The following is a 26,618-nucleotide window of genomic DNA, read 5'->3' on the forward strand; positions in this document are numbered from 1 at the left end:
CCGGCGGCCAGTGTTGCGGACCCTCAGGCCCGGCCGTTTCCGGCTACCCTCGAAAGTATGCCGATTTGGTCCAAGTCGTCTCAAGCCAGTATAGAAAAGAAGGCAGCGGTGTCTGTAGGTCATAGCCAGGAGGAGAGCTCCGCGGAGCTCAGGAAGTGGCTCTCCGGGCTGAAATCGGTAACCGGCGCAGACACCATGCTGCGCTTCGTGAAAACCCCCGAAGGATCGATCGACCTCAGCAGCGGCCATCCCTCCGGGCTTGCCCAGCTGCTGGCCGGACGCCGTACCCGGCTCTCCACGCTGATCCGCGACCGCCAGCAGTACATCGTCGCCGCACGGGCGGCACGCAACCTGCGTTCGAAGATCTTCGAGCTCTCCAATGACCGCGGCGTCGACGCCGGCTACCTTTCCTGCGGAACCGTCGTCTGGACCTCCGCCGTCGGCGGGAAACCGCAGCGTGTTTCCGCCCCCGTCATGCTTGCCGGCATTTCCCTGACCGCACGCCCCGGCGAAGACGACTATGAACTCCAGCTCACGGAGCAGGCCACCATCAACCCCGCCCTGGTCCGGCACCTGAAGACCGTCCACGGCATCGTGTTCGACTCCGCAGCGGTCGGCCGCATGGCGTACAGCACGGCCCGGCTGGACCCGCTGCCCGTCCTGGACCGGATCGGCACGCTCGTCAAGCCGATCCACGGCGCGGAAGTCTCCCCGAACCTCCTCGTGACCACCCTCGCGGACCTCTCCGGCAACCTGGACGATCCGTGGATCAACGAAGGCAACGCGATCGTTGCCTCGCTCTCGGAACGAGCCAACGGCGGGGACGTCGTGCCTGTTCCCGCGCAGGCCGGGCGCTTCCCGGGCCTGGATGAACGCGAACCCGCCGACGAGCTGCTCCTTCTCGACGCAGATACCGACCAGCAGTACGTCGTCGACGCCGCCCGCGCCGGGGACTCCCTGGTGGTGAGCACGCCTCCCGGCAGCGGCCAGACCCAGACCGCGATCAACACCATCGGCGCCCTGGTTGGCGAAGGCAAGTCCGTCCTGGTGGTGGGGGAGCGGCGCACCAGCCTCAACGCGCTCGCCAGCGGCATGGAGGCCCTGGGCCTCGAGTCCCTGCTTTTCCGGCCCGGATACGGGGTTCCCGCGCAGCAGCTCAAGACCCAGCTGGTCAGCGCCATCATCCGCAATGAAAAGTCCCTCGAACCTCAGCTCGACAACCTGCACGAAACCCTCGTCGAGCACCGGCACGCACTCATGGACCACGTCGCCTCGCTTCACAACGTCCGCGAACGGTGGGGGTGCTCTCCGTACCAGGCGATGCAGTCCCTGGCGGAGCTGACCTCCATCCACCCCGCCCCGGCCACCACGGTCCGCCTGAAGCGCAGCGTCCTGGACAGCATCAAGGACCGTGAAGAACTGGCCGGGCGCCTGCGCCGTGCCGCCGAGCTGGGCAGCTTCAGCAGCGCCGCCGTCAACAGCCCCTGGTATGGTGCCCGGCTGGTCACCCGCAAGGAGACCGAAGAAGCCCAGCAGCTGGTGCGGGCCGCCCACGAGCAGCTGCCGGTCCTCCGGGAACGCATGGTGGCACTCGCGGACCACTCCGAGATCAGGCTGGGAGCCACCTTCGCCGAATGGGGCGGCCAGCTGGAGCTGTTGATGGCCGTCCGGGAAAGCCTGGACAAGTTCACCCCGGACATCTTCGACCGGCCTGTCCACGACCTCATCTCCGCCACGGCCTCTTCGGCATGGCGGAAGGAACGCGGCCTGGAAATGCCGTCCATGCAGCGATCCCGCCTGCGCCGCGTGGCCAAGGAGTACGTCCGGCCCGGCGTGCACATCGCCGACCTGCACAGCTCCCTCGTCCTCGTCCAGGAACAGCGCAGCCTCTGGGCCAACTATGCGACGAGCCAGCGCCATCCGTCGGTTCCGTCCGGGCTCGCGGAGCTCGGAAGCGCGTACCGGGATCTTGACCGCGAACTGGTCCGCCTGGCCGCGTGCCTCAAGCACACCCGCGACGGCGGCAAGCTCCACGAGACCCCGTACGCCGAGCTCATGGCCCGCCTGGAGTCCCTCGTGGCGGACACCGAGACGCTGGAAACACTCCCCGAACGCACGCTGCTCATCGAGAACATGCGCGAGCACGGCCTCGGCGAACTGCTCGCCGACCTTGCCGCCCGTGAAGTAGGCCCGGAGTCCGTCGCGGCGGAACTCGATCTGGCCTGGTGGCAGTCCGCGCTCGAGGCGATGATCAGCGGCGACGACTACCTGGCCATGTCCGACGGTGAGTCGCTGCGGAAACTCGAGGCGGAGTACCGCCTGGCGGACCAGGCCCACGTGGCCAGCGGCGCCGCCCGGCTGCGCTGGCAGCTTGCCGAGCGGTGGCGTGCGGGCATCGCTGCACAGCCGCGCCAGGCCGAACTCCTCAGGAACCTCATCAAGGACGGCCGGATCACCCTGCAGGCGCTGAGCGCACAGGCACCCGATCTGGTGCCGCTGCTGGTGCCCGTCTGGTCGCTGAGCCCCCACCTGCTGACGGGCCTGCTGCCCGTGGCACAGTCCTTCGACGCCGTCGTGATCCTGGACGCTGCGTCGACCTCGCTGCAGGCGGCACTCCCCGCGATCGGCCGCGCCAAGCAGGTCATCGCGTTCGGCGACCCGAAGACGGCCGTCGCACGCAGCTTCAGCGTGGCCGTGGAACCGAGGATTTCCGGCACCACGGGCCAGGAGACCGTGGACAGTGCCTTCGGTGCGCTGGCCGGGGTCCTGCCCACGTGGCAGCTGAACTGGATCTACCGTGCGGTGGACGAGGACCTCGTTCTGCAGTTGAGCAAGAACCACTACGACGGCGGCCTGCGCCGGCTGCCCGACGGCCAGTCGGTCACCGGGCTCGACCGGTCCGTGCTGGTGGAATACATCCCCGACGGCACCGGGCTGCCCAGTTCCGACCACGAAGGGGTCGAATCCGTGGCGGCCGAAGTCAACCGTGTGGTCGACCTCGTCTTCGAACATGCCAGCCAACGGCCCAGGACGTCGCTGGCCGTAGTGACGGCAAGCCTGCGGCACGCCGCCAGGATCGGCGAAGCCATCCGGCTCCAGCTGCCGAACCACCCGCTCCTGGCCGGTTTCTTCAGTGCCGGTCCGGAATCGTTCCGCGTAGTGGACCTCGAACGCGCACAAGGCCTGGTCCGGGACCACGTGATCTTCTCGCTCGGGTACGGCCGCACCCCGCACGGACGCGCCCTGCACAGCTTCGGTCCGCTGTCCGTGGAAGGCGGCCGGGGCAAGTTTGCCCTTGCCATGACCCGGGCACGGAGGTCCCTGCATGTGCTGAGCTGCTTCCGTCCGGAGGACCTCGACCTCGACAGGCTCTCCCACGGCGCAGTGGATTTCTACGAACTGCTGGACCGCGAGGTCTCGGGCAACACCACGCTCGGGACACCGGAGATCAGGGCTGCCGCCAGTGAGCGGGCCCTTGGCGAGGATCCCCTCGTTGCTGACCTGGGGGAGCGCCTGCGTGCCCGCGGCGCCCGCGTCTGGCATCACTACGACGGTGCCCTCGACATCGCTGCCGCAGCGGATCCGGTGCTTACCATCGGACGGGATGACAGCGACCTGCCCACTCCCGTGGCCATCGAATCCGACGGTACGGAACGTTACCGGCGCATGAGCGTCAGGGAGCGCAGCCGGCTCCGCCCGCAGCTGCTCGAACGCATGGGCTGGCGCTACATGTCCCTGTGGACCATCGAAGTCTTCACGGATCCGTCCTCGTGCGCCGACCGGATCGGCTCCTACCTTGGCCTGGAGACGACCGCGAGGCCCTACACGGAGGCAGAGCAAGGCTTCCTGGACCTCCAGCACGATCCGGACAACGATGACAGCCCGGACACCGGTGACGGGGACGCGGGTGACCCCAATGGCGGACAATTGGAACCGGACCACGGAGGATCCCCAGGTGCCGATGCGGAAGCGCAGGCAGGCCCGGAAAAGCAACAAGAAGCGGAGTAGTGCAGCATGGACGCCGAAGCCCGGGACGACAAGCAGGCCCAAGGCAGCCACGAATGTCCGCACACCGGGAAATCCGGTGAACGGCAGAAGCCCGCTAAGCGGCGGAAACCCTCGCCCGAAGGCGTCTTGCCCAAGGTTGCGTCGGAAGATGAGCCGCGCAGCTGGGGCGATGACGGCGGGTACGACCACGACGCGTGGCTGAAGGAGCAGCGGCCTCCGCATTGGGGCTGAACATCGCACCGAGGCCGAACCACCGGGCCCGCTGTTCACGATCCCGCTTGTCCCGCCGGACGGGGCGCCGACGGGACCAGGACGAAGAACAGCTTTCCGCGGGTCGAGGCGCCGGCGAGTTTCCCGGCCTGTGCAGGATTGGCTGCGACCACCATGAGGCCATCCGTGTCCGGTGTGCCCAGCCAGTCACCGGTCTTGCCGCCCTGGGCCGAGGTCCAAAGCACCGGCACGCCCGCGGCCAGCGTCTCGGGTTTCCCGCCAGTGCTTCCCAGCCCGTCCGAAACGGTGAGCACGATGTTGACCAGCTGCCCGGCAGAGACCAACTGGATCGAGGAAGGATCGGCGAGCCGGACAGGCACGGCGGCTGCTCCCGCTCCGGCTCCGGTGAGGAGTCCGGGGCCGAGCAGTTGCGCGTCCGTAGGGATCTGGCCGCTGCTGAGCGGAGCGGCAAGCTGGCGGCCCTGGACGTCCTGCCAGTCGCTCAGTGCGCCGGCGGGGACGACGTCGGGCGGAACGGCCCGCGCAACCAGGTCTGTTTTCCCGACGGCCAGTCCGGCCGGAAGGTCCCTGGCCGCGACCAGGACCTGGATCTTGTGCTCGGAGGCCGGCGTCAGCTGATGGACGGCTATCCCGGCGGCGAGGCACAGCAGCAGGGCGACGGTCAGGCGGCGGTTGCGCAGCAGCCATGCTCCCGCCCGTGCAGGAAGCGTCCGCCGGGCAGCAAACGTGCGGGAGGGGGGCGGACGCCGGGCGGTAGTGGAACGGGTGGGCGCATTGCCGGGGCGTCGGCGACGGAATCTCGAGGCTGGGGTGGCTGGCATGAAGCCACGCTAACCAGCACGCCCGGCCGGTGGAACGGCCAAGTCACGCTATGTGGACAAAACCGCTATGTGGACAAAACCCGGGGAAGAAACCCCGGGAAAGGAACGGCCTAGCTGGCGGCGGCAGCAGCAGCCGGAGCCGGGGCTGCGGCGGGTGCTGCCGGGGCGGAAGGTGCCGCGGAAACGGTGCTGCCCTTGGAATCACGAGAGTCGGTGCGGTAGAAGCCCGAACCCTTGAAGACGACGCCGACGCTGTTGAACTTCTTGCGCAGGGCACCCTGGCACTCCGGGCACTCGCTCAGCGAGTTGTCCGAGAAAGCCTGGACGATGTCAAAGGCGTGGCCGCAGTCCTTGCAGGCGTAGGCGTAAGTGGGCACTGGTGATCCTCCTCAGGGACAAACAACAGGTCCTGTCCGCGTCCGCAACCTTCGTGGTTCCTTAGCAGTCCCAGGGCCTGAGTGCCAATTCTATCATCGAGGGCGGCGCCGCCCGCCAGTGCTTGTGGCGCGGACAACACTGGCGGCCGCGGAACCCGCCGGAGACCCCGGCAGCTTCAGGACCCGGCGAACGGTATCTCGCCGTCGGGCGTCAGTGCGCCGGCCACCGGCTTGTCGAAAGGCTCGGCCGGAATGGTCCCGGCCGGCAGGACCTCCGCGGAGTAGACGACGGCGACGGCGGGAGGGCGCTGCCCGGCGGCGTCCAGCCGCTCCAGGAGGCGGTCGTAGTAGCCGCCGCCCTGGCCGATGCGGCTGCCGCTGCCGTCCACCGCGGTTGCCGGCAGGAAAATCCCGTCAGCTCCCGCCACCGCGGAACTGTCCATCCGTTCGCCGTCGGGTTCGTCGATCGGAGCGAAACGGGAACGGTGGAAGGCCGTGTTCGGGGTCCACTCGACCCAGCTCAGCTGGCGGTCGTCCTCGCACACGGGGAGAATCACCCGGTGCCCGGCCTCGTGGAGCGCTTCCAGCAGAGGCTTGGTGGGCGGCTCCTTGCCCACGCCGAGGTAGACCGCGAACGTCTTGGAGTCCCCTCCGGGCAAGGCGGCAGCCCATGCCAGCCCATGCCGGGCGATGCCAAGTCCCGCAGCCTCGATCTGCGCGGTGCCCAGGGCCCTGCGCCGCGCGCGGTGTCCGGCACGGATTTCGTCTTTCAAAGTCATTGCTGAACCAATCCCTGCTGGTGGATTTCGGTGGCAAACTATGCAGCCTGCCACCGATTATTGCGCACCGGCGAACCGCATCTGTTGTCCATTGTGCGACGCATTCCGTTAGATTAGAGCGGTGACTTCCAATAACTGCACCGTCCGCAAGGCCGTCATCCCCGTTGCCGGGCTCGGCACCAGGTTCCTGCCCGCCACCAAGGCGATGCCCAAGGAAATGCTGCCGGTTGTCGACAAGCCGGCAATCCAGTACGTCGTCGAAGAAGCCGTGAACGTCGGCCTCCACGACGTCCTGATGATCACCGGGCGCAACAAGCGCGCCCTTGAGGATCATTTCGACAGAGTGCCGGCACTGGAAGCCACGCTTGAGGCCAAGGGCGACACCGCCAAGCTGGAATCCATCCAAGTGGCCACCAACCTCGGCGACATCCACTACGTCCGCCAGGGCGACCCCAAGGGCCTCGGCCACGCAGTGCTGCGTGCCAAGCAGCACGTGGGCGACGAACCCTTCGCCGTCCTCCTCGGCGATGACCTCATCAACGCCCAGGACACCCTGCTGAGCGACATGATCGACCTGCAGGCCCGCACCGGCGGATCGGTCGTGGCGCTGATCGAGGTGGAACCCGAGCAGATCAGCTCCTACGGCTGCGCCGACGTCGAACCCTTCGGCGATGACGGCTTTGTCCGGGTCAAAGGCCTCGTTGAGAAGCCTGCCGTGGCCGACGCACCCTCCAACCTGGCCGTGATCGGCCGCTACGTGCTGCACCCCGCCGTCTTCGAAGTGCTCGAAAAGACCGAGCCCGGCCGCGGCGGCGAAATCCAGCTGACGGACGCCCTCCAGGTCCTCGCTGAAGGCGACGGCGAAGGCAGCGGTGTCTACGGCGTCGTATTCCGCGGCCGCCGCTACGACACCGGCGACAAGCTGAGCTACCTCAAGGCCTGCGTCGAACTGGCCTGCGACAGTGAAGACCTTGGCCCCGGACTGCGCGACTGGCTTCCGGGATTTGCCTCCCGGTTCGACAAGTAACCTCCCGTGTGGGGTTCGGCCATCTGGCCGGTGACCTTGGAAAGCGGCGACCTTCTGCTTCGCCCCATCCGGTACCGGGACAAGCAGGAATGGACCGAGGTCCGGTCCCGGAACAGCGAGTGGCTGGCACCTTGGGAAGCGTCGAACCCGGCGCCCGGGGGAGCCCTTCCGAATTACCGCCAGATGGTGGCGTCCTTGAACGCCCAGGCCCACCAGGCCACAGCGCTGCCCTTCGTCATCGCCGAACGCATCCCCGGGTTCCGGGAACCCCGGATCGTGGGACAGCTGACCGTCTCCTCGATCACCTGGGGCTCGGCCATGATGGCAACCCTCGGCTACTGGGTGGACCAGGACCGTGCGGGCCGCGGAATCGCCCCCACCGCCGTCGCGATGGCAACCGACCACTGCTTCCGGCAACTGGGCCTGCACAGGATGGAAATCAACATCCGGCCGGAAAACCGGCCCAGCCTGCGGGTAGTGGAAAAGCTTGGTTTCCGCGATGAGGGGTACCGGCAACGGTATCTCCACATCAACGGCAGTTGGGCTGACCACCGCAGCTTTGCCCTGACCTCCGAGGAAGTTCCGGAGGGTCTGCTCAGCACCTGGTTGCGCAGCCGGCACGGCTGACGGAGCGCTAGTCCATTCATTTGATGCAAGTGGTGCGACACACCGCCGCTAATGTGGCGGCGCCCCGGTGTTTCCTTCTACGGTTTTGACTGTGGACTTCCCTCTCAGCAGCTCAGTGATCCTTGTTGTCACTGTTGCCCTGTGGATTGTTTGGGTTGCTCCATACGTACTGCGGAACCGCCGCGCGCAGCTTGTTCCCGCTGCCGTGGTTCCCATGGACGAAGAGGCCGCAGAAACGCCCCGGCTGCAAGCCGTGACGGGCGCGAAAGCGGTCCCCCAGCAGGAGAAAGCGATGGAGACGATGCAGAGCACCGCACCCGCACCAAGCACCGGAACCGGCAGCGCCGGGCACCTGGGCGCTGCCGTACGGGAACCGGCGTTCAAGCTCAGATACGGGCGCTGCGCCTTGGCCCTGGCCGGCCTGCTCTTCCTGCTGACGGCTGTTGTATCCGGAGTCCTCCGCCTTTTCGCGCTGGCCCCGTCGTGGCTCCCGGTGGTCTCCCTGCTCTCGGTCGCCGGCATTGTCCTGTGGTTGCGCCGCCTGGCCGTCCGGGACCGCCGGGCAAAGATGGAGGCGGCATTCCGTTCGGCGATGTCCCCAGCGCGGACTGAAGCCCCGGCAAGCGTCCCGGTGGAGCCACGCGAGACCGCCGTTTTCGACGCCGAGGCCCACAACCGTGAGGCCGCCCGGCTGACCGCCGTCGAACTGCGCCAGGCCGCCCTGAAGGTGGCTGAGGCCGCCGGCGACACCAAGGCACCTGGCGCGGCCGTGGATGTCAGCTGGCAGCCCGTGGAGGTTCCCAAGCCGGTGTACGTCGACGCGGCGAAAGCCAGCCGCCCGGCACCTGAGCCACTCGACCTTCCCGCCCAGCCGAAGCCGGTGGGCAAACCGATCCTGAAGAACGCCGGATCCGCCCCGGCCCTGCCTGCCGCGCAGACGCCGTTCGGCAAGGGCCAGACTGCCGGGAAGGCCAACGCCCTGGGCAACCTGGACGACGTCCTCCAGCGTCGCCGCGCCTGACACACCCGGCTTACATGACAACACTGTGCATCGCGGGCGGCACCGGCCAGATCGGCCGGTTGGCCGCCCGCCTTGCCGTTGAGCAGGGCCATGAGGTCACCGTCTTCAGCCGCAATCCGCCCTTAGGCGCGGCAGACTCCGCAGCAGCGGACGACGGCGTGCGGTACCTCCGTGCGGACGCCACCACGGGCCAGGGGCTGGCTGAGGCGCTGGGCGGCTCCGACGTCGTGATCGACTGCCTTGAGGGGCGTTCGGGCAACGCGCTGAAGCAGTACGCCGACGCCGGTGCCCGGCTTCTCGCCGCCGCCGCGGCGGCGGGTGTCCGGCGGGCCGTCACCCTCTCGATCATCAACTGCGACGCGAGCACCGCGGCTTTCTATGCTTCCAAAGCCGCCAAGGAAAGGGTCTACGCGGCCTCGGGGCTGGAGACCGTGACCGTGCGGGCCAGCCAGTTCCACAGCCTGCTGGCGGACGTGTTCGCAGCGGGGGCCAAGGTGGGCCTGGTGCCGGCCATCAGGGGTGCGAGGTTCCAGAGCATTTCGCCCTCGGAGGTCGCGCGGGCGCTGCTGGCCGAGGCCCTGGCGCCGTCACCGGCGCCGGCGGGACAACAGCACCGCACCGTAACCATCGCGGGTCCGGAGATCCGCACCATGCGGGAACTGGCCGAAAGCTGGCGGCGGATCACCGGCCGCAAGGGCCTTATTGTCGAGTTTCCGCTGCCGGGAGCGATGGGTGATTACCTGAGGAAAGGCCTCAACCTTGCCCCGGAGTTGCGACACGGTACGGAGACGTTCGAGTCCTGGTTGGCAAAAACGCCGGATAGTTTGTAGCGTAGGATGCACTGGCGCGGCCCGGGAACCGGAACCGCCAGCCAGGGGCTATAGCTCAGTTGGTAGAGCGCTTCGTTCGCATCGAAGAGGTCAGGAGTTCGAATCTCCTTAGCTCCACATTCCCCCTAACGGTTGCCGGGTTACCGGCTCGATTGCAGCAGCCCGGCCACTTTTTCGGCCGTCTCCTTCGCGGATCCCGGGTTCTGTCCGGTGACCAGGTTTCCATCGGCAACGACGTAGGAAACGAAGGGAAGCCTGGCTTTTTCGTAGCGCGCACCACGCTTCTTCATCTCTTCCTCCACGTTGTACGGAACGAGCTTGTCCACTCGGGCGAGGACCTCCTCCTGCCATGCGAAGCCCGTGACCTTGCGCCCGGCGACAAGATACGAGCCGTCCGAGAGCCTCGTGTTCAGCAGCCCGCAGTAACCGTGGCAGACCGAGGAGACGATGCCGCCCTGTTCGAAGATCCCGCGGGTGATGCGGTGGAGGCCTTCGCTGTCGGGAAAGTCGTACATCACCCCGTGCCCGCCGGTGAAGTAGATCGCGTCGTAGTCCGCCGGGTCGACCTGGTCGGGACGGAGCGTGTTTTCAAGCAGCACCATCCGGCCAGGATCGTCACGCCACGCCTTCGAGGTCCTGTCGTAGCTGGGAAATTTCAACGACCGCGGCTCCAGGGGCGCGGGACCGCCCTGCGGGCTGACGATGGACTGCTCGAAGCCCCGGTCCTCGAAGACCTGCCAGGCATGGGTGAGTTCGGACAGCCAAAGCCCCGTGGGATGCGAGGGATCGTCGTAGTGGCCGACGTTCGTGACGACGTTCAGGATGCGCTTGGCCATGGTCTGACTGCTTTCCGTGGGCTGGGCGTTCGGTGGATGAACTGTACTTGATGGCGGCCCATTCCGTTCCGGGGCGCGTTGTTCCCTAGGATCGTCATGAGGCCAACGAAAATCCAGGCCAACGGCATCCAGAGGGAGCAGGCATGGCGGACAAACTGCATCTGGCGCACGGTGCCGGGTCCGGCCCGACCTTGGCCGGCCCGATCCTGACCGGTATTGTCCCGCACCACCGGGCGGCTGTGCTCCAGCAAGCAGCGGACCTGGCGCTCCGGACCGGCGCCGAACTGTTGCTGGCCTATGTCGACCCGGCCCTCGACGGCGAGCGGCAGCCCATCGATCCGGACGCCGTCGACGACGACGCCGCGGACATTGCCTCCGAGCTCAGGGCCTGGATCGCCGCGCAACTGGAGGGTTCCGGCGTCGACTGGTCCTTCACGGTCCTCGCCGGAGACCCGGCACACGAACTCCTTCGCTACGCCGCCGACACCGGAGCCTCCACCATCGTGGTGGGAAGCAAGGAACACGGCCTGGGGCGGTACCTGGAGGCACTGGCCGGAGGGTCGCTGGGAGAACGGCTCGCCCGGCACGCCGGCCCGCCGGTGCTCATCGTCCCGCTCGGCCGGCAGCCGGAGGACGATGCCCGGTGAAGCGTCCCCTGCACCTGCATCCGCAATACCTCGCGCTCGTGGCGGGAGGCGGCGTCCTGGGCGCCCTGGCCCGTTACGGGCTTGGAGAGGCGATCCCGTCGCCGGGCCAATGGCCCTTGTCCACGCTGCTGATCAACCTCTCGGGGGCCTTCGTGCTTGGCTGGCTGCTTGAATCCCTCGCGCGCAAGGGCCCGGACGAGGGCCGCCGCCGCCTGATCCGCCTCACCGCCGGCACCGGCTTCCTGGGGGCCTTCACCACGTACAGCACCTTCAGCGTGGAAACCGTGCAACTGTTCGACGCCGGCCGCGCCGCCGATGCGTTCGGCTACCTCGCGGCGTCCCTGCTCGGCGGCGTGCTTGCGACGTTCGCGGGCATCGCCTTGGGGCAGCGCCTGCACAAGGGGCGGACCGGGTTTGCCGGGGGTGCGCGATGACGGTGCTGCTGCTCGGACTCGCCGGCGGAGCAGGGGCCGTGGCTCGGTTCCTGGTGGACGGGCTGGTGCGGGCACGTTTCCGGACCGCACTGCCCTGGGGGACCATCCTGATCAACGTGTCGGGTTCGCTGCTGCTGGGCCTTCTGGCCGGCGCGGTGATGCGCAACCATTCCCTGTCCTCGCTCCAGGCCGTCCTGGGCACGGGATTCCTGGGCGGCTACACCACCTTCAGCACGGCCAGCGTCGAGACCGTGAGGCTCATCCAATCAGGCCGGACCGGGCTGGCACTGCTCAACGCCCTGGGCACCATGGTGGCAGCGGTGGGAGCCGCCGCTGCCGGCGTCGCGCTGGGGTCGCTCGGTTAGGACCCCGCCCGGCCGGCGCCCCGCCCGGCCGGCGCCTCCCACGGCACCTTCCCACGGCTAGTGGGCGCCGGGACCGGCGGCTAGGATCGGTCCATGGCCAAGACATTCCATGAGCTCCTGTCCGAACAGATCGGCAACGAGTTTGCCGCATCCCAGCAATACATCGCCGTGGCAGTCTATTTCGCTGGCGAAGACCTGCCGCAGCTCGCGGCGCATTTCTACCGGCAATCCCTGGAGGAACGCAACCACGCCATGATGATGGTCCAGTACATGCTGGACCGGAACCTGCCCGTGTCCGTCCCCGGCATCCCCGAGGTCCGCAACGACTTCGCCGACGTCCGGGAGCCCATCGCGCTGGCCCTTGCCCAGGAGAAGCAGGTGACAAGCAACATCGAGGAGCTCTTCCGCGCCGCCCGCGGACAGAACGATCCCCTCGGTGAGCAGTTCATGCTGTGGTTCCTGAAGGAACAGGTGGAGGAAGTCGCCTCCATGACCACGCTGCTGAACATCGCCGAACGCGCGGACAACCTCTTCGACATCGAAAACTACGTGGCCCGCGAACATGTGGGCGACGGCGGCCGGGACTCCGGCGCGCCGTCCGCCGCCGGCGGGGCGATCTAGCCGGAGCGCCTGCCGGGTAAACCGGAGGACCGGTAGGACTCAGGAGCCGCGGGTTTCTTCGGAACCCGCGGTTCCGCCGTCGGGAGTGCCGTCGCCTGCCACGACGCGCTCCAGGAGGGAAAGCCTGCTGGCGATCCTCGCCATGTCCACGGGCAGTGCGGTGCCGTGCCCGGCATCCCAGTCGAGGGGACCGCGGCCTACCAGGAACAACGTGACGTCCTCGTCGTAGAGGACGTCCACGGCGTTGCTGAAGCGCTGCCACGCGGCCGCGGAACCGTCCGCGGATCCATGCCCGGGGGAGGGGACGCCGTCGATGACCCACACACGGTACTCCGCCGCCAGCGCCAGGTAGTCCGCCGTCGACATCAGCCCGCCGCACAGCTCCGCGAAAGCCACCCACAGCACATCGCCGGCGGCCTTGACGGCCAGCGGCTGGGCGGTGGGGGTCAGCGTGCGGTGCTCCGAGGGCGGCGGCGGGAAGAGGCCGAAAGCGCCGAGCTGCCGCGGCGTTCCCGGGCTGATCACGCGGCCCCGGCGGAATCCATCCCGCGTTTCGCCGTCGTTCCCGGGCGCGGCAGGCTGGCGCCGGAAATCGGTGTTCCCGTTGATCTCCACGATGTCCATCATCTCCTTGATCACCGCAATGGTGGGCACAAAATGGTCGTGCCACAAGGGGTTCGGCAACAGCTGTTCCGGAGGATAGTTCGACGTGACCACCAAAGGGACCCGCCGTTCCGCCGCGGTGCGCAGCAGGCGGGCGATGAACATGCCGTCGCCCACGTCGTGGACGTGGAACTCGTCGAAGCACAGCACGTCGATGTCGGCGAGCAGCGCGTCCACGGCCTGCTGGACGGCCGTCCTGTCGGCCCCGGACACGGAGGCGGTGCGCACGCCCGTGTGCAGTTTGCGGAAGAAGTCGTGGAAGTGCACCCGCCGCTTGCGGCCGGGAAGCTGGCGGTAGAAGCTGTCCATCACCCAGCTCTTGCCCCGGCCCACCGGGCCGTGGAGGTAGACGCTCCGGGGCGTCCGGCGGCGCAGCAGCCGCGGCGGGAAGCGGCGGAGCGGCACTGCCTTGGACTGCCCGACGGCGGCCCCCAGTTCGCAGAGGCGGCGCGCGGCGGCTGCCTGGCTGGTTTCCAGGGCGAAGCCCGCGGCGGCCGCCTCGGCTTCGATTCCCGCCATCAGCAGGACCTCGTCCGGGGCAGGCGTCACAGCCAGCCCTTCCGTTTGAAGATCCCATACATGAGCAGCGCCGCCCCGAACATCATGAGGATCGCCATCGGGTAGCCGGCCAGCCAATGCAGCTCAGGCATGAAATCGAAGTTCATGCCGTACACGCCGGCCACGAACGATGGGGCGAAGAGGATGGCCGCCCACGAGGAAATCTTCTTGACCTGTTCGTTCTGCGCGGCGCTGGCCTCGTTCTGCCGGTTGGCGGTGAGGGTGCCGTCCAGGGTGAGCGCGTTCTGGAGCAATTCCCGGAAGCCCTGTACCTTGGAGATGAGGTGCTCCACGTGGTCCTCGACGTCGCGCAGGTTGCGTTGGAGTTCGATGTCCACGCCGTACTTGGCGAAGCCACCGCGCAACAGGGAGATCATGTCCGGCAGCGGATTGATGGCGCGCTGGAACTGGATGACCTCCCGGGCGAGTTCGTAGATCCTCCGCGAGACCGCAGTGTCGCCGCTGAACAACTGGTCCTCGATTTCGTCGATGTCGTTCTCAAGCCCCGCGACCACCGGGGCGTAGTCGTCCACCACCTGGTCCAGCAGGCCGTAGAGCACGGCTTCGGGTCCGCAGGCCATGAGCTCGGGCTGGCCTTCCAGACGGCGGCGCACCTGGGCCACCCCGGCGGTTTCGGCCTGCCGGATGGTGACCACGAAGTTCTTGCCCGTGAAGACGTGCAGCTCGCCGAACTCGACCGTTTCCGTCTGGTCCAGGTAGCGGGCCGGCCGGAGCACGGTGAAAAGGATGTCGTCGTACCGTTCCAGCTTGGGCCGCTGGTGGGCCTGGATGGCGTCCTCGACGGCGAGCTGGTGGAGCTGGAACTCGTCCGCCACCGCCGCCATTTCTCCCTCGGACGGGCGGTACAGGCCGATCCACGCCATGCCGCCGTGCTGCGAGAGGGTTTCGAAGGACTGCTCCAGGCTGGGCGGGGTGGCGCTGCGGACGCCCTTCACGTAGATGGCGTTGTCGATGATGGTCATGGGCGTTCCTTCCGCCCTAGGGGAGGGCTCCGATGATGGCTCCGGCAACCGTCAGGGCAACGATGTCATGGCCTGAATCGATCAGCGTCACCGTGGCCGCCCTGCCGGCAAACCCATTGTGGATGACATGCCCGCCGGCACGGAAAACGACGGCCGCCACGAAGCCGAAGAGCCCGGCCGTCAGCGGCGTGTCAAGGCCGAGGGCGCCGGCGAGCACCGCCAGCAGGATGCTGCTCATCGCCGCGGCCAGCATCATCGGCACCCAGATCGCGGCGCCGCCGTCGAGCGCTTTGAGCTCCTTTTCGGTCCGCGCGATCGCCTCCATCCACTTCCGCCCGAACACAGCGGGCATGTACCAGAGGAAGCCGATCAGCATGCTCGAAGCGAACGCCAGGAGCACGGCGAGCCAGTTGATGTTCAGGATGTGTGACAGCCAGTCCATGGCCGCATCCTAGTCCCCGTGGCTGGCAGCCTGCCGGGCGCGCTGCCGGGACGGCGTCGCTGCAGGGGTCCCCGCGAGCCTTTCGATGAGGGGTGTGCTGCGGTATGCGAGGTGGGTGTGCAGGGCCAGGACGGTCTCGCTGCGGATCACCCCTTTGACTTTCAGGATGGCGCGCAACGCCGACTGCAGGCTGTGCGTGTCCGTGGCCACCACCCGGCACAGCAGGTCGCCCCGGCCCGAGATCTCGTGGACCTCCAGGATCTGCGGGATGAGGCGCAGCGCCCCGACCACTCCGTCCAGTTCCCGGTGGGTCACCTCGAGCGTCACGAAGCCGACGACGTCGTAACCCAGCTTTTCGAGGTCCACCTCGCGGCCGCCGTCGTTCAGGACGCCGGAGCGCAGCAGGCGCCGCAGCCGGCTTTGCGCGGTGTTGCGGGCGATGCCGAGGGCATCGCTGAGTTCGCCGATCTGGATCCGCGGATCGCGGAGCAGCTCAAGCAGGATCTTCAGGTCGGTGGGGTCCAGATTGTTCAAATCATCACTCCGGCGCAGCGAGCAGGGAAACTATTGACTGTTTTGCTCAATTATTCCATCAATGACTGAGCTGCGTCGCAGTCCTGAGGCATTCTGTTGCCATCCACATCCGGGCGGTGGCGGCAGGGCCCACAAGGCAGCCGTTGCGCGCCCGCCAAGGCAAGGGCACCACGATGACTGTCTTCAGCGAACTGCGCATGCGCCCGGCCACGGCTGTCCGCCGCGGCTGGAACGCCTCCACTTCCACCCGGCTGGTGCTGGCCGGCGTCGTCATGTTCACCCTGCTGCTGGGCGCGAACCTGGCCACCCCGCTGTACCCCCTGCTGCAGGCGCGGCTGGGGCTCGGCCCGCTGGGGGTCACGGTGGCATTCGCCAGCTACGTCCTGGCCCTGGTGGCGGTGCTGATGCTGGCCGGACACTGGTCGGACCACATCGGCCGGCGGGCCGCCCTGGTGCTTGCCGTCGTCCTGGGACTGGCCGGAAGCCTGGTCTTCGCCGGGGCGGGAAGCCTGTGGATGCTGTGCGCCGGACGGGCGCTGCAGGGCATCGCCGTGGGCCTTGCCACCGGTGCAAGTTCCGCGGCGCTGCGTGAACTCCTGCCGTCGCGGCCCGAATGGGCGTCCCGGTTCACGCTCCTTGCCTCCTCGGGCGGGGTTGCCGCCGGACCCTTCATCGGCGGGCTGCTCTCCCTCCTGCCCGGCCCGCTCAGCACGCCGTTCCTGGTGCACGGTGCGCTCCTGCTGCTTCTGCTGGTTCCGCTCTGGTTGCTTGACGCCCGCCCCGCGATCCGGCCCGCCGTCGGCCCGCGGCCCTACGCAGTGCTCGCACCGAGGCGCCCCTCGGTGTCGCGGGAGGCGAAGGGTGCGTTCGCGCTCGCGGCCGCGGTGGGCTTCCTTAGCTTCGCCGTCTTCGGTTTCTGTCTTTCCCTTGGCCCGGGCTACTTTGCCTCCGTCCTGGGCACCGACGCCCGCCCCGTCATGGGGCTGCTGGCTGGCCTTACGCTGGGCGCTTCGGCCCTGAGCCAGCTCTTCCCGCTGCGCGGCAGGATGCTCCTGCCGGCCGGCTTGTCCGTGCTGGGCGCCGCCGTCATGCTCATGGCTGCCGCCGCTGCCTGGCACAACCCGGTGCTGCTGGTCGTCGCCGGCCTTGCCGCCGGCGTCGGGCAGGGGAGTGCGTTCCGCCTTGTGTTCAACGACCTCGCCACTAAGGCAGATCCCGCCCGCCACGCCCAGGTCATCAGCACCGTGTATGTCATCACCTACCTGGGGAGCGCCGTGCCCGTCATCGGCCTGGGACTGGCGTCATCGCTTGTTGGCCTGGGACCCGCGGTGACCGGTTTCGCCCTGATCTGCGGTGCGGCGGCACTGGCCCTGGCCGTGGTTGCGCTGCGGGGCATCAGGCCGGTTTCCGCGCGATGATCGTGTAGGTACACGGCACGCAGTCCCGCTCACCCTCGGGCCAGGCGAAACCACCGGGAACCTCCAACATCCGCGGGCTGAACCGCCAGGGCAGCAGGCGGTCCTCATCGAGGCGCAGGATCTGCAACCCTGCCCCGATCAAGGCGTTGATGATTTCGGATAGCGGATGCGGCCACTCGTAGCTGCGCGTATGTGCCAGCTTGCCTTCACCCACGTAACTGGTCTCGTTGTCCCAGGACTGGGGCCGGCCGCTGGCGAAGTACGGGTACCTGAGCCGTAGCACGTCGACTTCCTGCCCTGGCCAAGGAAATACGATGCCAGGCCCGCGAGGTCCGTCCGGCTGTCAGTCATGGGCCCGAGCCTACAAGGCGACCGGGCGTTCGCTCGCGCCCACTCCGCAGGAATGCAAAGAGTCATTTGCAAAGAAGTAGTTGCAAAGAAACCATTGCAAAGAGTTCTTTGCAAGCCTATCCTTGAGGCATGGTCACAGTCCGCGAGCCGGAATACCCGCTCCGCAAAGTCGATACGGCGTCCCTCAAGGCGCTGGCGCACCCTCTGCGAGTCCAGATCCTCGAGATGCTCTCCCGGTACGGTGCGCAGACCGCCTGCGGCCTCGCGGACCTGCTGGGCGAATCGAGCGGTGCCACGAGCTACCACCTGCGCCAGTTGGCAAAGTTCGACTTCGTGCGGGAGGTCGAAGGCAAAGGGACCGCACGCGAGCGGTGGTGGGAGCGTCCGCGGGGAGCCATCCAGATCACCTCGCCGGAACTGGCAACGTCCCCGGCCACCCAGGAGGCTTCCCGGCTGGTGAGCCGGGAGTTCGAACGCACCAGGCAGGCAGCGCTTGCCGACTTCATGGAGCACGGCCTCGACGTCCTGGACGCCGATTGGCTGCAGGTGTCCACGGTCAGCACCATCAACGCACGGATGTCGGCGGAGCAGTTGGCCCGCTACGCGCACGACATGGAGGCCCTGGGCCACAAGCTGCTGGAGGAAATCCGGAGCGAGCCTGAAGCCGAGGATGCCCGTCCGGTCCAGATCCATTTCAACGCGTTCCCCATCCTCGGTGTCCCCGCCTCGGTGGGGAAAGCAACAAGCAGGGATTCACAAAGCAGTGAAGGGAAGAAGTCATGAGTTCAGTCAGCGCATCGTGCGGCGTCTACCGCCGGCCGTCCATCATCGAATCAGCCGCGGCCGGAATCGGAGCAAGGCTGCTGTCCTGGTCGGAAAAGCGCCGCCTCATCCAAGTGGGCGACCCCGCGCGTCGGGCCGCGGCAATCGCCAGGCTGGAGCGGCTCGGCGAATTGCGCGCCAACGCCCTGAGCGCCGCGCATTCCGGGTTGGAACCGCGGGCCTGACGTTGCCGGCCTGACTCAGGCCGGCAGCGGCCCGTGGTTGCCTTGGATGTGCTCGAAGACCAGAGTGGTTTCGGTATGTCCGACGACGGGATCGGTGGCCAGGTTGTCCAGCACCCAGTCGCGCAGCTCATCGGTGTTGGCGACGGCGATGTGCAGCAGGTAGTCCACTGACCCCGAGGTGTGGAACGTGGAAATGACCGCGGGCAGGGCGGGAACCCGCGACGTGAAGCGGTCGATCTGGTCGCGGTCATGGGCGCGCAGCCGGACGGCGATCAGGGCCTGGACCGATCGTCCGATCGCGGCAAGGCTCAGCACCGCTTCGAAGCCTTCGATGATGCCGCGTTCGGAGAGGGCGCGGGTGCGCATCAGTGCCGTCGACGGGGCGATCCCCACCAGTTCCGCGAGCTGCTTGTTGGAGATCCGCGCGTCGTCCACCAGGGCGGCCAGGATCCGCTCGTCGATGGCGTCCAACGGCTCGCCGGCGCCGAGGGGCCGAACATTCTTCGGGGCAGTGCTCACGGATCCTCCTGGATTTGCAATGAGTTCATCATATCCCGCAAATTTCCGGCAATCCATTCATTTCCACTGTAAAACTCCGAATTATTGCCCAATACTTGCGCCATTCAACGGCGAATAATTCAAGGAGCACAGTGACCACCATCGACACCCTTGCCGTCCATGCCGGCCGCTTCGGACTCACCGAGCAGGGCGTGCACGCGGTACCCATCGATCTTTCTACCACTGCACCGCTGCCTTCGGTGCATGACGGCGGTCTTGCATACGAACAAATGGCCGGAGGCGGCGCCCGCAGGGAGGGCGACAGCACCGTCTACCAGCGCCTGTGGAACCCCACGGTGGCGCGCTTCGAGGAGGGAACCGCGGCGCTCGAGTCCGCCCCGGAGGCCGTGGCGTTCGCCACCGGGATGGCGGCACTGAGCGCAGTGCTCCTCGCTTCGGGCAGCGACGGCAAGAAGCACGTTGTCGCCGTCCGCCCCTTGTACGGCGGCACCGACCATGTGCTCGCGAGCGGACTGCTCGGCACGGAGACCACCTTCGCCCGGCCAGAGGAAGTCCGCCGCGCCATCCGCCCGGACACCGCGCTCGTGGTGGTCGAGACCCCGGCAAACCCCAGCCTCGAGCTCGTGGACCTGAAGAGGCTCACTGCGGACGCGGCCGGGGTTCCCGTCCTGGTGGACAACACCTTCGCCACCCCGGTGCTGCAGCAGCCGCTCAAGCACGGCGTGGCGCTGGTCCTGCACAGCGCCACGAAATTTCTGGGCGGCCACGGCGATGCCATGGGCGGTGTGGTGGCGACGGATGCGGAATGGGCCGCTCGGCTGCGCAGGGTCCGGGCCGTGACCGGCGGCATCCTCACCCCGTGGCCGGCCTACCTGCTGCACCGCGGACTGGCAACCCTGCCCGTCCGCGTCCGGGCCCAGCAGGACCACGCGCACAAGGTGGCCTCCGCGCTCGCCAGCCACGAACTCGTCAGCAAGGTCCACTATCCGGGGCTTCCCGAATGCGATCCGCTCGGAATCGTGGGCACCCAGATGTCGGGGCCCGGTTCGCTGCTTGCCTTCGACGTCGCCTCCGCGGAGCACGCCGAGCGGATCCCGGGTGCGGTCCGGCTGATGACCCACGCCGTGTCGCTGGGCGGCATCGACACGCTGATCCAGCACCCGGCCGGGCTCACGCACCGCCCGGTGGCACCCGAGGCGAAGCCGCATGCGCGCATGCTGCGCCTCTCGATCGGCCTCGAGGATCCTGCCGACCTCATCGCCGACCTCGTGCAGGCCATCGAGTCGACCCGCTGAGACCGGACCGGGCGCGCCGCCTCAGGAAACGGCGACGACGGCGCGTGCCGGCTTAGCCGACGCGTGCGCGACGGCGGTGATCACCGCCGTCGCGCACGCCAGAGCGATCACGCCCCAGGCGAGGGCGGTCCAGCCCGCTGACTGGAAGACGAGCCCGCCCAGCCAGCCGAGGACGCTGGAGCCCAGATAGTAGAAAAGGTTGTACAACGAAGCCGACTGGGCTTTTCCGCCGGCCGGCAGGGTCCCGCTCCACCCGGCACCGATGCTGTGGGCGGCGAAGAACCCGGCCGTGAAGAGGAGCAGGCCCGCGAGCACTGTCGGCAGGAAATCCCACAGGGTCAGGGCCATGCCCGCGGCCATGCAGCCGATCCCGGCGAGGAGCACGTTGCGCCGGCCCAGGCGCAGGGACATGGCCGCGCCCCACCGGGAGCTCACGGTGCCCGAAAGGTAGGCCAGGAAGAGCAGGCTCACCACGGATGCGGGAAGGGCGAACGGGGCGGCATGCAGGCGGAAGCCCAGGTAGTTGTAGACGGCCACGAAGCCGCCCATCAGCACAAAGGCCTGCAAGTAGATGGCCAGCAGCCGCGGGTTGCGAAGGTGGCCCAGCAGGATCCCCGCCGCCCCGCGCACGCCCTGGGCGGGCGCGGGAACGAAGCGCCGGGGCTCTGGAACCAGGAGCAGGAACAGTGCCGCGGATACCGCCGCGAGCACCGAAACGGCCAGGGTTCCAGCGCGCCAGCCCCAGGCTTCTCCGAGGGGTCCGGCCAGGAGCCGGCCGGCGAGCCCGCCCAGCGTGGTGCCTGCGACGTAGCTGCCCGCGGCCAGGGCGGCATGGGCCTTGCCGATTTCCTCGTTGAGGTAGGCGATGGCCACCGCGGGGATGCCGCCCAGCGCGACGCCCTCCATGGCGCGCAGGCCCAGCACCAACGGCAGGGCGGGGGCGAACGGAACCAGCAGGCCTAGAACGGTCGCGGCGCCGATCGCGATTGCCATGGCACGCACCCGGCCTATGCGGTCGGCCACGAAGGACCACGGCAGCACCGAGGCGGCAAGGCCCGCCGTGGCAAGGGAGACGCTCAGGGCGGCGTCAGCGGCCGTGATCCCCAGGTCCCTGGACATGAGCGGCAGCACCGCCTGGGTGGAATAGAGCTGGGCGAACGTCGCGACGCCGGCCATCGCCAGTCCGGCGAGGATCCGCCGGTAGCCGGGGAAGCCTTTGGGGTGTCCGTCGGCGGCTTCGGGGATAGCTTGCATCATCACCCTGCCACGGTATGCCTCCGGCAAGTCATGTATCCAATGCATCAATGAGATGATTTCCATAGCAAATTCACATTGAATGGAGACGGTGCTGCATGGATCCCGACCACAAGCAGCTCGTGCAGCTGCTGCCCCTCCTGCCCATCCTCTCTGAGCTCGCGCGGACCGAACACGTCACCGCGACGGCTGAACTCCTCGGGGTGCCGCAATCGACGGTGAGCCGGGCGCTGGCCCGGGCGGGTGCCGTCGTCGGGACCGATCTGCTGGTCCGCGACGGGCGCGGGGTGCGGCTCAGCGCCGCCGCCCGCACGCTCCTGCCGCATGTCGACGCCGCCCTCGCCGAATTCCGCCGCGGGCTGGACCTGGTGCGGCAGGAACAGGACGCCGTCCGCGGCCGGATCTCGGTGAGCTTCCAGCACACCTTCGGCGAGGCCACCCTGCCTGTGCTGATCGGCGCCTTCCGCGCACGCCACCCGCTCACCGCCTTCGAGCTGAGCCAGGGCGCCCGCGCCGCGTGCCTGGACGAGCTCGCAGCGGGCGACGCCGACATCGCCCTGACCTCGCCGGTCGCCCCGCGCGGCAGGGGGCTTGCCTCTGCCGCGCTCTACCGCGAACCGCTGCGGCTGGTGCTGCACCACCAGCATGCGGCGGCCGGGCGGAAACGGATCCGCCTCGAGGAGCTCAAGGGCGAACCGTTCGTGGCGATGGGTCCGGGCTATGGCCTGCGGTCCCTCACGGACGCGATCTTCCGCGACGCCGGTATCCGGCCGCGCACCGCGTTCGAAAGCCAGGACACCCACACCGTCCGGGGCCTCGTTTCGGCCGGGCTGGGCTACAGCATCCTGCCGCCGGGTGGCCTGGGGCCGGGAATCCACGGCCCGCAGGGGGCCGGGCTCGGATGGGTGGAGGTGGCCATCGAATCCCCGCTGGCCTACCGGGAGATCGGCATCGCCTGGCGTGAACGGGGGAACGGGGGACCGGGGAGCGAGGCAGGACCCGTCTGGCTGTTCCGGGAAATGGTCCTCGCGGAAGGGCCGGAACTGCTCGCCGGATTCATCAAGGGGCGGAGCTAGGAAGCCTGCGCGTTAAGCTGTGCACGTGGAAAACGCTGAGAACCCCTCGTCACGCCCCGGCCCCGCATTCCCGGCCGTTCCCGGTACGGTCATCGGCCTGGACATCGGCGGCACCAAGACCCGCGGCGTCCGCTTCGAGGACGGGGTGGTAGTCCGCGACGAATCCGTCGGCAGCGCCAACGTGCAGAACGTCAGCCGGGAAGCCGCGGCCGCCAACCTCGCCGAACTGTTCAGCAGGATCGGCGGCGGCCGGGTGGACACCGTGCTCGCCGGTGCCGGCGGCATCGACACCGACGACGACGCCCGCGCGCTCGCCGCCCTCATCGAACCGCACGTGCCGGGCGCCGCCGTCTCGGTGGTCCACGACTCCCGCCTGCTGCTGGCCGCCGGCCGGACGAGCACCGGCGTCGCCGTCATCGCGGGTACGGGTTCCGCGGCCTGGGGCAAGAACGCTGCCGGACAGGAAGCACGCGCCGGCGGCTGGGGATACCTGCTGGGCGACGAAGGCAGCGGTTACTGGCTGGGACGTGAGGCCGTCCGCCACAGCCTGCGCCGGATGAACAAGGGCCTGGAACCCGACGCCCTCACCAGCGCCCTGCTGGATTCCTGCGGCCTGGACGACCCGAACAAGCTGATCGCCCTCTTCCACTCCCCGGACACCGACCGCCGCTACTGGGCGCAGCGTGCCGGCGTCGTGGTGCAGACCGCCGACGAAGGCCTCGAGGTGAGCCGGCAGCTCCTGGACCAGGCCGGCCGCGACCTGGCCGAGCTCGCGGCACAGGTCCTGCGGCAGCTCGGGATTCCCGGGCCGGCCATCCTCGGCAGCGGCCTGGGCATGAACGTGGCCGCGCTGCAGTCCGCTTTCCGCACTGGCCTCGCGGCCCACGGGGTGACGGACGTGCGCGTGCTGGACCAGGACCCGGTCTTCGGGGTGCCGCAGATTATCGCCGAGCGCGGCTGAGGTCCTTTTCGGCCTGAGCTCCGGCTGCGGCCCTATTCGGGCTGGCCGCCGCGGGTGCGCGGCTTGAGCCGCACGCCGGGCAGCGGCGGCGCCGGGATGCGCCCGGCCTCGGCGCCGGCGTCAGGCCCGTGCCCGTCGACCACGCCGAAGCGGGCTCCGCGCGCATCGGCGTCGGACTGCGCCGCCTGGGCTTCCCAGTCTTCGCGGGCTTCGACGATCTCCTCGTGGGTGCGGCCCACGAAGTTCCACCACATGAGGACATCCTCTTCGAATGGTTCACCGCCGAGCACCATGAAGCGGGTATCCGGGGCAGCCTCCACCGCCAGCGAATCCCGGCCGGAGCCCAGGTAGGCGAGGGGGCCGGGGCCGACCTCCTGGCCGTCCACGGTCAGGTGGCCGTCCAGCACCAGGATGGCGTGCTCAAAAGCGGTATCCAGCGGGAAGCCGATCTCCCCGGAGCCGCTGACCTCCGCGCCGACGATCGGGCTGAACATGGTGGCGGGGGAGCGCTGGCCGGCGAATTCGCCCACCAGCACCCTGGCGGTGTAGCCGTCCCCGCTGACGAGCGGCAGGTCCACGACTTGCTCGAACGACGGCGCCCGGTGCCGCTCGGCGTCCGGCAGCGCCACCCACAGCTGCAGTCCGCGGGACAGCGGAACCTCCACCCCGCCGTCGTCGTCCGGCTGCGGCAGTACCGCGAACTCGGAGTGCGAGATGCCGCGGCCCGCCGTCATGATGTTCAGCTGGCCCGGGCGGACCACCACCTCGCTTCCCACGCTGTCGCGGTGCCGCACTTCGCCTTCCAGCGGCCACGTCACTGTCTGGAGCCCCATGTGCGGATGCGGCAGCACGCTCATGGCCACGCGGTCCGGGCCGAAGCTGTCCAGGAAGCACCATGCGCCAACGGTCGGCAGCCCGCGCTGCGGAAGCGTGCGGGATACGTTCATCGCACGGACTCCGCCCAGCGGCACCTCCCGCTCCGGCCACAATTGGACGCACGGTCCCGTGCCTGGGTGCCCGGCAGGGCAGAGTTCTTGGGCCGGGGCCGTTTCCAAGTTGGTCACGAGACACTCCATGTGCTGATTTGTTAAGAAATGTACTATTCTGTTTTTCGTGAACAACGCCGTTTTGAGCTACCGCGACGCCGTCCTTTACCGCTCGGGGGAACGCTACCGCATCCTTGCCGGAGCCATCCACTACTTCCGGGTACACCCCGACCACTGGCAGGACAGGCTGCGCAGGCTCAAGGCCATGGGCGCCAACACGGTGGACACCTACGTCGCGTGGAACTTCCACCAGCCGCACCGAGGACAGGCCCCGGACTTCACCGGCTGGCGGGACCTGGGCCGCTTCTTCGACCTCGCAGCAGAAGAGGGACTGGACGTCATTGTCCGGCCCGGGCCGTACATCTGCGCCGAGTGGGACAACGGCGGCTTCCCCGCATGGCTCACCGGAACGCCGGGCATCGGCCTGCGCTGCCTGGACCCCGGCTTCACCGCAGCCATTGAAGAATGGTTCGACCAGCTCCTGCCCATCATCGCCGCCCGGCAGGCCTGCAATGGCGGACCCGTGGTGGCGGTGCAGATCGAAAACGAATACGGCAGCTACGGCGACGACCACGACTACATCCGCTGGAACCGCCGTGCACTCGAAGAGCGCGGCATCAGCGAGCTGCTGTTCACCGCCGACGGCGGCACGGACTACTTCCTGGACGGCGGCGCCGTGGACGGAACCTGGGCGACGGCGACCCTCGGCAGCCGGGGCGACGAAGCCGTGGCCACGTGGCAGCGCCGCCGGCCCGGCGAGCCGTTCTTCAACGTCGAGTTCTGGGGCGGCTGGTTCGACCACTGGGGCGAGGAACACCACGTCCGCGACGCGGCCGAGGCGGCCTCCGAGGTCCGCAAGATCCTGGACCTGGACGGCTCCGTCTGCATCTACATGGCCCACGGCGGCAGCAACTTCGGCCTCGGCTCCGGCGCCAACCACGACGGCACCCGCATCCAGCCTACGGTCACCAGCTACGACTCGGACGCGCCCATCGCCGAAAACGGCGCCCTGACCGGGAAGTTCCATGCCTTGCGCACCGAATTCTTCCGGGCGCAGGGCATCACCGAGCTTCCCGTCCTTGCCCCCGAGCTGCTGGCCGAAGCCCCCGTGCTCCCGGCCGCCACCCTGCCCCTCGGGCCGGCACCGGAGCTCAGGGAACTCCTGCGCAGCTCGGCAAGCCCGGTGCGAAGCGTCAAGCCGCTGTCCTTCGAGGAACTGGGCCTCGACGCCGGCTTGGTGCTGTACTCCGCGGAGGCCGTTCTGCCGGGCCGCCCTGACGCGCCCACGGAGTCGAAACTGAAGATCACCGGCCTCCACGACCGCGCCCACGTCTGGGTGGACGGCGCCTTCGCCGGAATCCTCGACGACGTCACGAGCGCCGAAGGCCTGACGGTCACCGGCACCGGGGTCCCGGCCAAACTGGACATCCTGGTGGAGAACTTGGGACGGATCAACTACGGCCCACTCACCGGGCAAGGCAAGGGAATCCTGGGCGGGGTGCTGGTCAACCAGCGCTACACCTTCCACTGGAGCCAGGTCCCTGTGGCCCTCTCGGAATGGGCCGAGGCGGAGCTGGACCGGCTGCCCGGGGTGGACTTCGAAGTGGCGGAACCGGCTGACACCTATATCGCCCTCCCGGACTCAGGCAAGGGGTTCCTCTGGATCAACGGGTTCCTGCTCGGCCGCTACTGGGAAACCGGGCCGCAGCGCACCGTCTACGTCCCCGCGCCGCTGGTCCGGGCAGGCAACAACACGGTCAAGGTGCTCGAACTCGACAAGCCCGGCACCGTCGTCGAACTCCGCGAATCCGCCGAACTCGGCGCGCCGGACACTTCCGAGATCGAGGCGGCGGTGCTCGCCTGACGGCCTGCCCGCGCCGGGCGGTC

Annotated in this window: 29 protein-coding genes and 1 tRNA gene; 18 read left to right on the forward strand and 12 right to left on the reverse strand. The window is 68.5% G+C overall.

Features of this window, described 5'->3' with window-relative positions:
- Window positions 1-57 precede the first annotated feature (57 nt).
- Both D3654_RS18660 and D3654_RS21045 read left to right on the forward strand, forming a co-directional pair.
- Window positions 58-4,008 carry a DUF4011 domain-containing protein gene (locus tag D3654_RS18660; protein WP_425359432.1) on the forward strand — a complete coding sequence of 1,317 codons (3,951 nt, stop codon included), beginning with the start codon at window positions 58-60 and terminating at the stop codon, window positions 4,006-4,008.
- Window positions 4,009-4,014: 6 nt separating this feature from the next.
- Window positions 4,015-4,239, forward strand: coding sequence for a hypothetical protein (locus D3654_RS21045; protein ID WP_425359433.1), 225 nt, complete (start codon window positions 4,015-4,017; stop codon window positions 4,237-4,239).
- A gap of 35 nt (window positions 4,240-4,274) precedes the next feature.
- Here D3654_RS21045 and D3654_RS18665 read toward each other — a convergent pair whose 3' ends face one another.
- From D3654_RS18665 to D3654_RS18675, 3 genes are all read right to left on the reverse strand, one after another.
- Window positions 4,275-5,060, reverse strand: a complete 786-nt coding sequence (locus D3654_RS18665) for an RcpC/CpaB family pilus assembly protein (protein WP_120522955.1) — start codon at window positions 5,058-5,060, stop codon at window positions 4,275-4,277.
- Window positions 5,061-5,170: 110 nt separating this feature from the next.
- Complete coding sequence (locus D3654_RS18670) at window positions 5,171-5,437, reverse strand: FmdB family zinc ribbon protein (protein ID WP_120522956.1); 267 nt, start codon at window positions 5,435-5,437, stop codon at window positions 5,171-5,173.
- Between the two features lie 176 nt (window positions 5,438-5,613).
- Window positions 5,614-6,216 carry a 5-formyltetrahydrofolate cyclo-ligase gene (locus D3654_RS18675; protein ID WP_120522957.1) on the reverse strand — a complete coding sequence of 201 codons (603 nt, stop codon included), beginning with the start codon at window positions 6,214-6,216 and terminating at the stop codon, window positions 5,614-5,616.
- A gap of 121 nt (window positions 6,217-6,337) precedes the next feature.
- On the opposite strand from D3654_RS18675, the gene galU reads away from it, so the two are divergent.
- The 5 genes from galU (at window position 6,338) to D3654_RS18700 (ending at window position 9,838) form a co-directional block, all read left to right on the forward strand.
- Window positions 6,338-7,243: a UTP--glucose-1-phosphate uridylyltransferase GalU gene (galU, locus tag D3654_RS18680; RefSeq protein WP_120522958.1), complete on the forward strand. Its 906-nt coding sequence runs from the start codon at window positions 6,338-6,340 to the stop codon at window positions 7,241-7,243.
- 6 nt (window positions 7,244-7,249) lie between these two features.
- The gene (locus tag D3654_RS18685; protein ID WP_120522959.1) at window positions 7,250-7,870 is read left to right on the forward strand and encodes a GNAT family N-acetyltransferase; all 621 of its coding nucleotides are present in this window, start codon (window positions 7,250-7,252) and stop codon (window positions 7,868-7,870) included.
- A 292-nt stretch (window positions 7,871-8,162) separates the two neighbouring features.
- A complete protein-coding gene (locus D3654_RS18690) occupies window positions 8,163-8,891 on the forward strand; it encodes a hypothetical protein (protein ID WP_342635095.1) in 729 nt (242 codons plus the stop codon).
- A gap of 14 nt (window positions 8,892-8,905) precedes the next feature.
- On the forward strand, window positions 8,906-9,721 hold the full coding sequence (locus D3654_RS18695; protein ID WP_120522961.1) for an SDR family oxidoreductase: 816 nt from the start codon (window positions 8,906-8,908) through the stop codon (window positions 9,719-9,721).
- A 44-nt stretch (window positions 9,722-9,765) separates the two neighbouring features.
- Window positions 9,766-9,838 (forward strand) — tRNA-Ala (locus tag D3654_RS18700).
- Window positions 9,839-9,861: 23 nt separating this feature from the next.
- Here the strand turns inward: D3654_RS18700 and D3654_RS18705 are convergent.
- Complete coding sequence (locus tag D3654_RS18705) at window positions 9,862-10,557, reverse strand: type 1 glutamine amidotransferase domain-containing protein (protein ID WP_120522962.1); 696 nt, start codon at window positions 10,555-10,557, stop codon at window positions 9,862-9,864.
- Window positions 10,558-10,700: 143 nt separating this feature from the next.
- On the opposite strand from D3654_RS18705, the gene D3654_RS18710 reads away from it, so the two are divergent.
- From D3654_RS18710 to D3654_RS18725, 4 genes are all read left to right on the forward strand, one after another.
- On the forward strand, window positions 10,701-11,204 hold the full coding sequence (locus D3654_RS18710; RefSeq protein WP_120522963.1) for a universal stress protein: 504 nt from the start codon (window positions 10,701-10,703) through the stop codon (window positions 11,202-11,204).
- On the forward strand, window positions 11,201-11,638 hold the full coding sequence (locus D3654_RS18715) for a fluoride efflux transporter FluC (RefSeq protein ID WP_245413328.1): 438 nt from the start codon (window positions 11,201-11,203) through the stop codon (window positions 11,636-11,638). Before D3654_RS18710 ends, D3654_RS18715 begins: the two co-directional genes overlap by 4 nt.
- Window positions 11,635-12,003 (forward strand): fluoride efflux transporter CrcB, encoded by a 369-nt coding sequence (crcB, locus tag D3654_RS18720; protein ID WP_120522964.1) that lies wholly within the window; start codon window positions 11,635-11,637, stop codon window positions 12,001-12,003. The genes D3654_RS18715 and crcB overlap by 4 nt, the downstream gene beginning before the upstream one ends.
- A 93-nt stretch (window positions 12,004-12,096) precedes the next feature.
- A complete protein-coding gene (locus tag D3654_RS18725) occupies window positions 12,097-12,624 on the forward strand; it encodes a ferritin (protein WP_120522965.1) in 528 nt (175 codons plus the stop codon).
- 39 nt (window positions 12,625-12,663) lie between these two features.
- Here the strand turns inward: D3654_RS18725 and zapE are convergent, their stop codons facing one another.
- From zapE to D3654_RS18745, 4 genes are read right to left on the reverse strand one after another with little or no spacing between them, the layout of a single operon-like run.
- Entirely contained in the window at window positions 12,664-13,836 is a 1,173-nt protein-coding gene (gene zapE / locus D3654_RS18730) for a cell division protein ZapE (protein ID WP_245413329.1), read from the reverse strand.
- Window positions 13,833-14,828 (reverse strand): magnesium/cobalt transporter CorA, encoded by a 996-nt coding sequence (gene corA, locus D3654_RS18735; RefSeq protein WP_120522966.1) that lies wholly within the window; start codon window positions 14,826-14,828, stop codon window positions 13,833-13,835. The genes zapE and corA overlap by 4 nt, the downstream gene beginning before the upstream one ends.
- 16 nt (window positions 14,829-14,844) lie before the next feature.
- On the reverse strand, window positions 14,845-15,270 hold the full coding sequence (locus D3654_RS18740; RefSeq protein ID WP_120522967.1) for a DUF1761 domain-containing protein: 426 nt from the start codon (window positions 15,268-15,270) through the stop codon (window positions 14,845-14,847).
- A gap of 9 nt (window positions 15,271-15,279) precedes the next feature.
- Window positions 15,280-15,804, reverse strand: coding sequence for an Lrp/AsnC family transcriptional regulator (locus tag D3654_RS18745; RefSeq protein ID WP_120522968.1), 525 nt, complete (start codon window positions 15,802-15,804; stop codon window positions 15,280-15,282).
- A gap of 173 nt (window positions 15,805-15,977) precedes the next feature.
- On the opposite strand from D3654_RS18745, the gene D3654_RS18750 reads away from it, so the two are divergent.
- Window positions 15,978-17,222: an MFS transporter gene (locus D3654_RS18750; RefSeq protein ID WP_120523014.1), complete on the forward strand. Its 1,245-nt coding sequence runs from the start codon at window positions 15,978-15,980 to the stop codon at window positions 17,220-17,222.
- On the opposite strand, the gene D3654_RS18755 is transcribed toward D3654_RS18750, so the two are convergent.
- Window positions 17,200-17,505, reverse strand: coding sequence for a hypothetical protein (locus D3654_RS18755; protein WP_120522969.1), 306 nt, complete (start codon window positions 17,503-17,505; stop codon window positions 17,200-17,202). The genes D3654_RS18750 and D3654_RS18755 overlap by 23 nt on opposite strands.
- A gap of 197 nt (window positions 17,506-17,702) precedes the next feature.
- Here D3654_RS18755 and D3654_RS18760 point away from each other — a divergent pair, with 197 nt between their 5' ends.
- Together D3654_RS18760 and D3654_RS18765 are read left to right on the forward strand one after the other, a co-directional pair.
- Window positions 17,703-18,356, forward strand: coding sequence for an ArsR family transcriptional regulator (locus D3654_RS18760; protein ID WP_120522970.1), 654 nt, complete (start codon window positions 17,703-17,705; stop codon window positions 18,354-18,356).
- Window positions 18,353-18,580 carry a 2-nitropropane dioxygenase gene (locus D3654_RS18765; RefSeq protein ID WP_120522971.1) on the forward strand — a complete coding sequence of 76 codons (228 nt, stop codon included), beginning with the start codon at window positions 18,353-18,355 and terminating at the stop codon, window positions 18,578-18,580. Before D3654_RS18760 ends, D3654_RS18765 begins: the two co-directional genes overlap by 4 nt.
- Before the next feature lie 15 nt (window positions 18,581-18,595).
- Here D3654_RS18765 and D3654_RS18770 read toward each other — a convergent pair whose 3' ends face one another.
- A complete protein-coding gene (locus D3654_RS18770) occupies window positions 18,596-19,099 on the reverse strand; it encodes an Lrp/AsnC family transcriptional regulator (protein ID WP_120522972.1) in 504 nt (167 codons plus the stop codon).
- Window positions 19,100-19,230: 131 nt separating this feature from the next.
- Here D3654_RS18770 and D3654_RS18775 point away from each other — a divergent pair, with 131 nt between their 5' ends.
- Window positions 19,231-20,394: a trans-sulfuration enzyme family protein gene (locus D3654_RS18775; protein WP_120522973.1), complete on the forward strand. Its 1,164-nt coding sequence runs from the start codon at window positions 19,231-19,233 to the stop codon at window positions 20,392-20,394.
- Window positions 20,395-20,415: 21 nt separating this feature from the next.
- On the opposite strand, the gene D3654_RS18780 is transcribed toward D3654_RS18775, so the two are convergent.
- On the reverse strand, window positions 20,416-21,651 hold the full coding sequence (locus tag D3654_RS18780) for an MFS transporter (RefSeq protein WP_120522974.1): 1,236 nt from the start codon (window positions 21,649-21,651) through the stop codon (window positions 20,416-20,418).
- Between the two features lie 95 nt (window positions 21,652-21,746).
- Between D3654_RS18780 and D3654_RS18785 the strand changes: the two genes are divergently transcribed.
- Together D3654_RS18785 and D3654_RS18790 are read left to right on the forward strand one after the other, a co-directional pair.
- The gene (locus D3654_RS18785; RefSeq protein WP_120522975.1) at window positions 21,747-22,724 is read left to right on the forward strand and encodes a LysR family transcriptional regulator; all 978 of its coding nucleotides are present in this window, start codon (window positions 21,747-21,749) and stop codon (window positions 22,722-22,724) included.
- A gap of 25 nt (window positions 22,725-22,749) precedes the next feature.
- Window positions 22,750-23,685: an N-acetylglucosamine kinase gene (locus D3654_RS18790; RefSeq protein ID WP_120523015.1), complete on the forward strand. Its 936-nt coding sequence runs from the start codon at window positions 22,750-22,752 to the stop codon at window positions 23,683-23,685.
- Between the two features lie 32 nt (window positions 23,686-23,717).
- Here D3654_RS18790 and D3654_RS18795 read toward each other — a convergent pair whose 3' ends face one another.
- Window positions 23,718-24,749 carry a pirin family protein gene (locus tag D3654_RS18795; RefSeq protein ID WP_120522976.1) on the reverse strand — a complete coding sequence of 344 codons (1,032 nt, stop codon included), beginning with the start codon at window positions 24,747-24,749 and terminating at the stop codon, window positions 23,718-23,720.
- Window positions 24,750-24,798: 49 nt separating this feature from the next.
- Between D3654_RS18795 and D3654_RS18800 the strand changes: the two genes are divergently transcribed.
- Window positions 24,799-26,595, forward strand: coding sequence for a glycoside hydrolase family 35 protein (locus tag D3654_RS18800; RefSeq protein ID WP_120522977.1), 1,797 nt, complete (start codon window positions 24,799-24,801; stop codon window positions 26,593-26,595).
- Window positions 26,596-26,618: the final 23 nt, after the last annotated feature.

The sequence above is a fragment of the Arthrobacter celericrescens genome, assembly GCF_003614925.1.
GTDB lineage: Bacteria > Actinomycetota > Actinomycetes > Actinomycetales > Micrococcaceae > Arthrobacter > Arthrobacter celericrescens.

Excerpts from the sequence above, each read along its gene's own strand:
- D3654_RS18660 (WP_425359432.1), top strand. The coding sequence starts at position 58 with ATGCCGATTTGGTCCAAGTCGTCTCAAGCCAGTATAGAAAAGAAGGCA.
- D3654_RS21045 (WP_425359433.1), top strand. The coding sequence starts at position 4,015 with ATGGACGCCGAAGCCCGGGACGACAAGCAGGCCCAAGGCAGCCACGAA.
- D3654_RS18665 (WP_120522955.1), bottom strand. The coding sequence starts at position 5,060 with ATGCCAGCCACCCCAGCCTCGAGATTCCGTCGCCGACGCCCCGGCAAT.
- D3654_RS18675 (WP_120522957.1), bottom strand. The coding sequence starts at position 6,216 with ATGACTTTGAAAGACGAAATCCGTGCCGGACACCGCGCGCGGCGCAGG.
- D3654_RS18690 (WP_342635095.1), top strand. The coding sequence starts at position 8,163 with ATGGAGACGATGCAGAGCACCGCACCCGCACCAAGCACCGGAACCGGC.
- D3654_RS18695 (WP_120522961.1), top strand. The coding sequence starts at position 8,906 with ATGACAACACTGTGCATCGCGGGCGGCACCGGCCAGATCGGCCGGTTG.
- D3654_RS18705 (WP_120522962.1), bottom strand. The coding sequence starts at position 10,557 with ATGGCCAAGCGCATCCTGAACGTCGTCACGAACGTCGGCCACTACGAC.
- D3654_RS18710 (WP_120522963.1), top strand. The coding sequence starts at position 10,701 with ATGGCGGACAAACTGCATCTGGCGCACGGTGCCGGGTCCGGCCCGACC.
- crcB (WP_120522964.1), top strand. The coding sequence starts at position 11,635 with ATGACGGTGCTGCTGCTCGGACTCGCCGGCGGAGCAGGGGCCGTGGCT.
- D3654_RS18725 (WP_120522965.1), top strand. The coding sequence starts at position 12,097 with ATGGCCAAGACATTCCATGAGCTCCTGTCCGAACAGATCGGCAACGAG.
- corA (WP_120522966.1), bottom strand. The coding sequence starts at position 14,828 with ATGACCATCATCGACAACGCCATCTACGTGAAGGGCGTCCGCAGCGCC.
- D3654_RS18740 (WP_120522967.1), bottom strand. The coding sequence starts at position 15,270 with ATGGACTGGCTGTCACACATCCTGAACATCAACTGGCTCGCCGTGCTC.
- D3654_RS18750 (WP_120523014.1), top strand. The coding sequence starts at position 15,978 with ATGACTGTCTTCAGCGAACTGCGCATGCGCCCGGCCACGGCTGTCCGC.
- D3654_RS18760 (WP_120522970.1), top strand. The coding sequence starts at position 17,703 with ATGGTCACAGTCCGCGAGCCGGAATACCCGCTCCGCAAAGTCGATACG.
- D3654_RS18765 (WP_120522971.1), top strand. The coding sequence starts at position 18,353 with ATGAGTTCAGTCAGCGCATCGTGCGGCGTCTACCGCCGGCCGTCCATC.
- D3654_RS18780 (WP_120522974.1), bottom strand. The coding sequence starts at position 21,651 with ATGATGCAAGCTATCCCCGAAGCCGCCGACGGACACCCCAAAGGCTTC.
- D3654_RS18785 (WP_120522975.1), top strand. The coding sequence starts at position 21,747 with ATGGATCCCGACCACAAGCAGCTCGTGCAGCTGCTGCCCCTCCTGCCC.